We start from the raw sequence: 1786 nt of genomic DNA on the forward strand, positions 1-1786 counted from the left end.
GCTAAGAAAGCTGAAGAGGCCAAGAAAGCTGAGGAAGCTAAGAAAGCCAATGAGGCCAATTCAGGTCAAGGTTTTGGCGGCGAAGGCAAAGTAATGGGCAAGGCTTTGGATGGCGGTGTCTTGGTAGCGAAAAAACGTGAAACCGGCGATTTGGAATATGCCAAAACCGAAGCTCCGACTGCCTCGGATAAAAACAGCGTCGTACTTGATGGTGTCGCCATTAATACCAAAGACGTTAAAGCGGGTGAGTTTACGTTGGGCGAAAAAAGTATGAACGGCGGTAAAGCCGATGCGGCACAATATGCGGTACACAGCGGCGACCTGTTGCCTGACGTTCGTTACGGCGGTGTTGCCGATGTCAGCGATCTGCGTGATGTGAAACAGGCGTTGTTTGTCCAAGGCACGCCATCAGGCAGTGATACCGTTGCAGCCCAAAGAGGGGATGCAACCTATAAAGGCATCGGCCTGCATTTCCAAAACGGACTGCCGATCAATACAAGAGGTCTGCAAGAAATTTTTGAAACCGGTTCGCAAGCCAAGCTGGCCAATCTGTATCCTGCCGCCAAAGCAACCGATGTTACCGCAAAAGTCAATTTCGACCAAAAAACCATCAATGTCAGCATCAACCGCTATTCCGATCAAACGGTTGGCGGTGGTAGTGGTGGCAACAGGATTGCAGGTGTCGTCAAATCCAATGCGCGCGATATGGCGGAAAATCTGTCTTTCAATGGCGATTTGCACGGCAACACCTTCTCCAACAAGCAAGGTACGATGCAAGGCGGATTCTTTGGCGCGAAGGCAGACCAACTTGCCGGTACATATAGTGCGGCAGGCAAAAACCAACGTGATGAAGACGTAGTGGCGCGCGGTGTGTTTGGTGCAAAACGCCAAGATGCGGCAGCTCAAGCAGGCGGACAGCCTGATGCGCCCGTAACCAAACCTGAAGTTGACGCTGCCGCAACCAAATTGAAAAAAGGCGAAACAGGCGAGCAATACTTCTTATCGAATATCGCCGATTTGACCAAAGTCGTTATCAACGGTACGACAATCGCTTTGTCACCTGTTACCAACAAGCTCTATCGAACTGAATTGGGTTCGGACTACAAATCGTTTGTTGCTTCAGGCAATTTGAGCAATGTTGTCTTCGGTGCGGCAAAACTTGCCGATAATGCCTACTCCTTGTTTGTTCAGGGGGTAATGAGTGCCTCTCTACCGTCAGGGACAGCCAAGTATGCCGGCGATGTGTTGAATTTCCGTGCCCGCAACTTGGATAATAAGGAAAACTGGGTGGGTGATACAGGAGGCTACCGTACTACCGGTTCGTTTACCGCAGATGTCAACTTCGATACCAAGACTATCGCAGGTAAAATCAATAGTGGTGACAGATGGTTCATGAATGAACGAGCCTTTACTGCAGATATTACAGGCAGCAGCTTTAACGGTAAATGGACTTCTTCAGATGCACAAGGCTCTGTAACTGGCGGATTCTACGGTGACAAAGCTGCCGAAATGGCCGGGCGATACAGTTATCATGACAAAAAAGATACAAGTAACAATGCCTTCGGTGTATTCGGCGGTAAAAAGCAATAACCGTCTGTTTAAGCTGAAAACAAACCGCCTGAAAGGGCGGTTTGTTTTTGAGTGGGTAGGATTTTCAGACGACCTTTTACGGTAACAACAATCTAGAGAGCAATTTACCCGCTAAAAGGTCGTCTGAAAACCTTGAATCTTATTTTCAGATAATCTGAGACCTTTGCAAAATTCCCCAAAATCCCCTAAATTCCCA

General features: G+C 48.4%; 1 protein-coding gene. It reads left to right on the forward strand.

From position 1 onward, the window contains the following. On the forward strand, positions 1-1590 hold a 1590-nt coding region (locus tag O3682_RS11665), incomplete at its 5' end, for a transferrin-binding protein-like solute binding protein (protein ID WP_371510180.1). Positions 1591-1786: the final 196 nt, after the last annotated feature.

This window comes from Neisseria sp. 27098_8_112 (genome assembly GCF_041433235.1).
Lineage (GTDB): Bacteria > Pseudomonadota > Gammaproteobacteria > Burkholderiales > Neisseriaceae > Neisseria.